Annotated in this window: 9 protein-coding genes; 2 read left to right on the forward strand and 7 right to left on the reverse strand. The window is 64.2% G+C overall.

The window, feature by feature from the left end; translation table 11 throughout:
- Positions 1–119 precede the first annotated feature (119 nt).
- Both H7687_RS18710 and H7687_RS18715 read right to left on the reverse strand, forming a co-directional pair.
- Positions 120–317 (reverse strand): rhodanese-like domain-containing protein, encoded by a 198-nt coding sequence (locus tag H7687_RS18710; protein ID WP_183350219.1) that lies wholly within the window; start codon positions 315–317, stop codon positions 120–122.
- Positions 318–437: 120 nt separating this feature from the next.
- Positions 438–1,544, reverse strand: coding sequence for a lipid II:glycine glycyltransferase FemX (locus H7687_RS18715; protein WP_183350221.1), 1,107 nt, complete (start codon positions 1,542–1,544; stop codon positions 438–440).
- Positions 1,545–1,726: 182 nt separating this feature from the next.
- Here H7687_RS18715 and H7687_RS18720 point away from each other — a divergent pair, with 182 nt between their 5' ends.
- Both H7687_RS18720 and H7687_RS18725 read left to right on the forward strand, forming a co-directional pair.
- Positions 1,727–2,095 (forward strand): hypothetical protein, encoded by a 369-nt coding sequence (locus tag H7687_RS18720; RefSeq protein WP_183350223.1) that lies wholly within the window; start codon positions 1,727–1,729, stop codon positions 2,093–2,095.
- Between the two features lie 87 nt (positions 2,096–2,182).
- Positions 2,183–2,590, forward strand: a complete 408-nt coding sequence (locus tag H7687_RS18725; RefSeq protein ID WP_183350226.1) for a bacteriohemerythrin — start codon at positions 2,183–2,185, stop codon at positions 2,588–2,590.
- 64 nt (positions 2,591–2,654) lie between these two features.
- On the opposite strand, the gene H7687_RS18730 is transcribed toward H7687_RS18725, so the two are convergent.
- The 5 genes from H7687_RS18730 to H7687_RS18750 all read right to left on the reverse strand — a co-directional run bounded on the left by H7687_RS18730 (position 2,655) and on the right by H7687_RS18750 (position 5,711).
- Entirely contained in the window at positions 2,655–3,104 is a 450-nt protein-coding gene (locus H7687_RS18730; RefSeq protein ID WP_183350228.1) for a YbhB/YbcL family Raf kinase inhibitor-like protein, read from the reverse strand.
- A 46-nt stretch (positions 3,105–3,150) separates the two neighbouring features.
- Positions 3,151–4,350: a hypothetical protein gene (locus tag H7687_RS18735; RefSeq protein ID WP_183350230.1), complete on the reverse strand. Its 1,200-nt coding sequence runs from the start codon at positions 4,348–4,350 to the stop codon at positions 3,151–3,153.
- Between the two features lie 66 nt (positions 4,351–4,416).
- Positions 4,417–4,842 (reverse strand): four-helix bundle copper-binding protein, encoded by a 426-nt coding sequence (locus H7687_RS18740; protein WP_183350232.1) that lies wholly within the window; start codon positions 4,840–4,842, stop codon positions 4,417–4,419.
- Between the two features lie 90 nt (positions 4,843–4,932).
- On the reverse strand, positions 4,933–5,481 hold the full coding sequence (locus H7687_RS18745; protein WP_183350234.1) for a MerR family transcriptional regulator: 549 nt from the start codon (positions 5,479–5,481) through the stop codon (positions 4,933–4,935).
- Positions 5,482–5,528: 47 nt separating this feature from the next.
- A complete protein-coding gene (locus H7687_RS18750; RefSeq protein ID WP_183350236.1) occupies positions 5,529–5,711 on the reverse strand; it encodes a MerR family transcriptional regulator in 183 nt (60 codons plus the stop codon).
- Between the last annotated feature and the right edge of the window lie 289 nt (positions 5,712–6,000).

Consider the following 6,000-nt stretch of genomic DNA (forward strand, 5'->3'; position numbering starts at 1 on the left):
CCCCTTTACTTGTACCCCGCCTCTTTCCAGGCGTTCACCCCACCCTGCAGCGCCCATACCCTGGTGTATCCCTTCTCTGCAAATTCAGCTGCCCGACCGGCAGACGTGTGCTCCTGCGGTCAATTGCAGTAGAAGATGATCTCCTGGTCCTTCTTCACCTCGGGAAGCCTGGCGTTGAACTCCCCCAGGGTCCAGGCCTTCTCCAGGCGGATGCCGCCGCACATCTCCTCGCTGTCGTATGCGCAGACGAAGAGCGCCTCACCTGCCTGCACCTTCCTGCGCGCCTCTTGGATCTGTATCCTTCTTGCCTCGGCCATGTTTTCCTCCTTCCATCCCGGTGTGGGATGATCCCGAACCGCTGTGGCTCGCCGGGCCATTAATCCATGCTAACCCGGCGTTGAAAAGGGTAGCAGAGAAACCCTCAAAACCAACCGTCGCTAGCCCAGGTGACGGTAACAGAAATTCCCCAGGTAGCTGAGCGCCGTGTCGGGCGCCTTGTTGCAGACGAACTGCAGCAGCTTCTTGGACATCGACTCCTCGCCCGCGGCGCAGGAGCGGGGTGGGACGTTGGGGTAGAGGAAATGGGGGAGGTCGATGACCTGCGCCCCCCAGTGGGATTTGAACTCCATCAGGCTCTTGTTGTGCTGCGAGGTCTGCCCGAAGTCGAGCACCCCGTACCCCTCCCGGCAGGCCTCCCGGATCGCGTTCCAGAACAGGAAATGCACCGGGCTCAAGTCGTTGTGCAGGGCGTTGACGGCGGAGTACTCGATGGAGACGCGGCTTTTGTACTTGAGAAGGAGCAACCCGCCGATGGTCTCGTTCCCCCTGCGGCACAGCAAAAGCTCCACCATCCCCTGCGGCTCGAAGGTCTGCCAGAGCGCCTTCACCAAGTGGTAGGGGTGAGGCGGCAGCCCCTTCCTCTTCCGGGTGATCCGGTGCAGCAGGTAAAACTCCCTGAGATCGGACTCGCGCTTGCCCCGGATCAAGCAGAGGTCGCTCTTCTCGGCGCGGGCGATGCGCTGGCGCACGCAGGTGCGGTGAAAGCGCTGTCTGACCAGTTCCGGGTCCTCGCAAAGCGGCAGGAAGTGGTGCTTGCGCAGGCAGTCGACGTGGAACCGGTCCCGGTCCAGCAGGTGCGCGGCCGCGGCGGTCCTGATCTCGATCCGCGAGATGCCCAGCCGCTCCCCCAGGCGCAGCACCGCCTCGCTCAAGAGTTCCACGTCGGCGGCTTCGGTCGCCAGCGGGTCGCACAGGGTGGCGAAGGGGATGCTGACCAGCCGCCGTCCCGTGAGCCAGCTCTCCACGGCGTACACCGGGAGCGCGGCCCGGATCCCCCCCAGGGGGTCCTTGAGGACCAGGTAGTAGCCGGTCATGTGAGGAAAGTTCTTGTCCAGTACCCGCTTCCATCCCGACAGGTGCGTAATCCAGCCGTAAGGGTGCTGCTCCACGAAGCGATCCCAGCGGTGGTTACGCAGCGGGTCGATGATGCTGACACTGCTGCCGAGGGTCCCCTCGGCCAGCTCCCTGCGCACGTTGGCAGCCATGACCATTCCCCCACACCACTCCGGAAAATTAACAAATCCTCACTTTATCGGTGATGGTGGCGAAGTCAAGCGCCGGCATAGCCACCTTCCTGCGCCGGCGAAAAAAACGTGACGGTATTGAGTAAGCGTGCGGCGCTGTTAAGATAACCTTCGTCGACATCCCCGGCAAAAGGAGCTAACGCATGAACAGCGACAATCTGGCACAGCTGGCGGACCTCCCCCTCAACTACCGGGAGGACCAGCGGGGCAACCTGGACCCGCAAGTGAGGCAGTTGAACCTGAAGCTCGGGCTGCAGTCGGCCCTGGACCTGCTGGCCGACCCCCGGGCGGCGCTGCTGGTGGGAGGTGCGCTCGGCCTGATCTACAGGCGCAGGTACGCCCTGGCCTCGCTGCTGGTGGGCGGGCTGGTCCTGCAGCGGGCGCTTTCGCGCGCCGGCAGCGGTGAGCCGGCAGAGGTCGCGCGGCAAAGAAGGGAGAGAGAGTTCGAGCGGCGCGCCCTGAAGGCACAGCGTGGGGACTACGGTCACCTGGAAGTGATCGCTTTCAAGTAGCCGCAAAAAAGGTTGCAGTTCAGTCCGTTTTTTGCCGAAGAATGAAACGAGGGGATTACTTTTCACAGTTACAGGTCGGAGCAACCAATGACACTGGTAGAGTGGGACGACACGCTGATCCTGGGAATGCCGCAGATAGATGAAGATCACCACAAGCTGGTCAACATCCTGAACCGGTGCTACCGTGCGCTCATGCTGCACGACCACAGCCACGAACTGCAGGAAGTGGTCGCGGAGCTGCTCGATTACACCCAGTACCATTTCGCGACGGAGGAGCAGTTGATGGCGCAACTGCACTATGCCGCGGCACCGTCGCACGCCGCCGCCCACCGCAAGTTCATCAACTCCATCCACAACTTCAAGGACCGCTCCGATGCCGGCGAATCCTTCGTAGCCATCGACGTGCTGGTCTTCCTCAAGGATTGGCTGGTGGGGCACATCCAGAACACCGATCGCGCCTTCACCAACTTCATCAGCGAGCGCACCGAGCTCTGAACGAAAAAGGCACCCGGCCCTGTGACAGCTGCCGGGTGCCCCCGTCCCTTCTCTTTGCTTCCTGTTACCCCCCGCCGTAGAGCCCGGTAAGCGAGGCCTCCGCCAGAATGTGGTCCTGCATGGCCACGTCCAGCTGCCCCTTGCTGGCCGTCCCCGCCAGGTCCAGGGTGGTGTCGAGCGCGTAGAGCCGGAAGATGTAGCGGTGGCTCCCCGAGGGGGGGCACGGCCCGCCGTACTGGTTATGCCCCCAACTGTTCTTCCCGATCACCACCTCGCGCGGCTCGGCCTGCTCCACAAGCGTCGTCACCCTGGGGCCGATGTTCCAGAGTATCCAGTGCACCCACAACCCGTTCGGGGCGTCCGGGTCCTCCATGACCAGCGCCAGGGATTTGGTGCCGGCCGGGACGTTCTCGAACCTCAGTTCGGGGTTCATGTTGTCACCGTCGCAGGTATACCGCGCAGGAATGCGCCCGTTGTCCTGGAAGGCCGGGCTGGTCAACCGCATCTTTTCCATGAGTCACCCCCTTGTCCTGTACCGGCGCCGGATGCGCCGGCATCCCTCAACGTTCCGTCCTTTGCGTCACCGCGGAAACCTTAACCTCTATCACCAGGTCCTCCACCTGGGCAAACTGCTCCGAGGCCGCGCCCACCGGCCGCAGCAGTTCCACGTACCACTGTCCTTCGTTCACCGGCCGTCCCACCGGGCTCGCATTGAGATGGGTGGCCATGCCGCAGAACTCGGAGCGGCGCACGGAGCGGCGGTTCTCCACCCGCCCCAGGATGATCTGGGGCAGGTCGCGCTGGTCCACCTCCACCCGCTGGCCCGACCTCTGGTAATAGGCCGCCTCGGGGAGCCGCACCAGCGCCGACCAGGGGACCCCGCCCGCCTCGCCGAGCAGCGAGGCGCTCACGCCGCGGAAGCGGCAGTTCTCGAAGCCCTGGAACAGCTCGGCCGGGATCTGGAGCCGCACCGAGAAGCTGTCCCGGGCATGGCGCAGCTGCCCCCAGGCGTTGCGGTTCATCAGCGCGCGGACCGAAAAGGCGCGGGTGAAGGCCTGTTCTCCCTGCTGGTAGAGGGTGAGCCACTCCAAGGCATTCCTGGTCCAGATGATGTTGCTGGCGAGGGAGGCGCCCAGGGTTTCCGACCAGGAGCTCAGCGGCGATGCGACCTCGTAGCCGAAGATGCGCCGCAACCCCTCCTCCGCCACCGCGACCCGGTTCAGCCCCTCCTCGTAGTCCCGGCACAGGCGCCTGAGCACCAGGTCGCGCTGCTCGTCGAGCGCCAGGGGTCCCCCCGCGCCCGCCAGCTCCCTCCTGCGCCGGATCGACTCGCCGCGCAGTTCGAGCATGCTGGTGACGGCAAGCGGCTCCTCCGCCGCCGGGGCCTCCGCAACCTCTTCCTCGGGGGCCCCCTCTGCGGCAGCCGCGCCCTCTGCCTCTTCATGCGGCGCTTCTTCCGGTGCCTTTCCCTGCTCTTCGGCAGCCGCCGCTTCGGGTGCAGGCTCCTCCTCCCCAGCCGGCTCCTCCCCTTCGACGCGCCGCCGGTCCAGTTCCAGTTCCTGCTCCAGGATCTCCAGGTCGTGGCTCAATTCCTGCCAGGCCCGGTCCAGGGCCGCGTACTCACGGAATTCCGTCACGGCGCGCGCCAAAAGCCCCTCCGCCTGCTCCAGCAGCACCTCCACCTGGCGCGGCTCAAAACGTGCGGCAAGCATTTCCGGATCAGGTCGATAGGCAACGACGTTACAGGCCAGCTTGCTCATCTGCAGCCTCCTGTCTTGGCCCCGCTTGCGCGTGCCAAGGGGCGGCCTAAGCCGCCCCCGCCACTGTTACAGGAACGTGGTCCTGGTCCCCTCGGACAGACGCGAGATCAGGTCCTGGCAGATCTTCTCGCAGTTCTGGCAGCTGGCCCGGCAGATGCGGCAGTGCTGGTGCATCTCGGAATGAACCTCGCACTCCTGCATGCAGAGCCGGCAGGCGACGGCGCAGCTCTCGAGCTGGGTCCTCAGCAGTTGCGGGACGGTATCGGTCTGGCGGGCAAGGATGCGGGCGGTGGTCTGGCAGATGTCGGCGCAGTCCAGGTTGAGCCGGATGCACTTGGTGAGGTCCTGCACCATCTGCTCGCCCAGGCAGGCGTCGGCGCAGCAGGTGCAGACGTCGGCGCACTCGACCAGCGAGTTGATGCACTCGGTAATGGCGGTGATATCCATGGTGAGTTTTCTGGGGTGGGCGGCGAACATCTCTGTTGTTTTCATTGAGTTCTCCTTGGTCAGGTTGGAATGGCGCACAAACAATTAGCACATTCTAACCACATGCCTGGAGAATTCAACGCGAGGCGGGAAGTTCTAGCGCAGCGGTGCAGACAGGCCGGCCGCCGCGGCCGCCGACCACTGCCGGATCGCCTGCGCTTCCTGTTCGGAAATGCCGAGGCTGAGCAGGAAGGAGTGATGCGCCTGGGGCGCGCGCCGCTCGAACTCGGCGTGCCAGGTTGCCATGGCCTGGTCGTCCATGCCCGCGGCACGCAGCATGGCCACCCAGGTCTCCTTGTCGACGCTTTCGGGGAGCCCCCCCTCCGACTGCACCCGGAGCATCCGGGCCAGCAGGTGCTGCTGGGCCTGGAGGGCGCGGATCTCGGCGCCGATCGCGGCCAGGCGCTTTCTGAGCACCGACGCTTCCCCCTCTTCCGACTCCAGGACGGCGCGGGTCTCCTCCACCGAGAGGCCGGCCTTGCGGAAGGAGACGATGGCGGCCAAGCGCTCGAGATCGCCTTCGGAATAAAGGCGGTAGCCGGCGTCGCTGCGACCGGAAGGGGAAAGGAGCCCTTCCTGGTCGTAGTAGAGCAGCGTGCTGCGCGACAGGCCGAACTTTTTGGCCAACTGGCTGATGCGGTACATGATGCCTCCTGCGATGGGCGGCCCCGGGCGAACCCGGGGCCGCGAGGTCAGGCGTGATGCTTGCGGATGGCGGCGATGCGCTCGGCGGGAAGCCCCAGGAACTCCAGGAACTCCTGGTGCCCCTGCGGGTTCTCCCTCTCGAACAGGCGGTGCCACTGTTCCATGGCCGCGTCGTCCAGCCCGATAGCCCGGAACCGGGCAGTCCACTCCTCAACCGTTACCTTGCTCATAGTCTCGCTCCTTTTGCTGTTAGTGGCGTCGTGGCCATGACAGCAGGAATACTAAACCGTGAAGCTGTAGACGGGTCAATAGAAAAAGCAAAGACGTTCAACGTTCAACGTTCAACGTTCAACGTCTCAGCGTTCTACGTTCTACGTTCTACGTTCTACGTGTTGAGTGCCACGACATCGTGGACACAAATAAGTGCCACCACATCGTAGACAAAGTTCTCTGACAATCGAATAGCCATCGCGTAATCCTGTGGACACCGAAACCACGTTGGAGGTGTCCATGAAGGAT

It is taken from the genome of Geomonas paludis (assembly GCF_014193585.1).
Lineage (GTDB): Bacteria > Desulfobacterota > Desulfuromonadia > Geobacterales > Geobacteraceae > Geomonas > Geomonas paludis.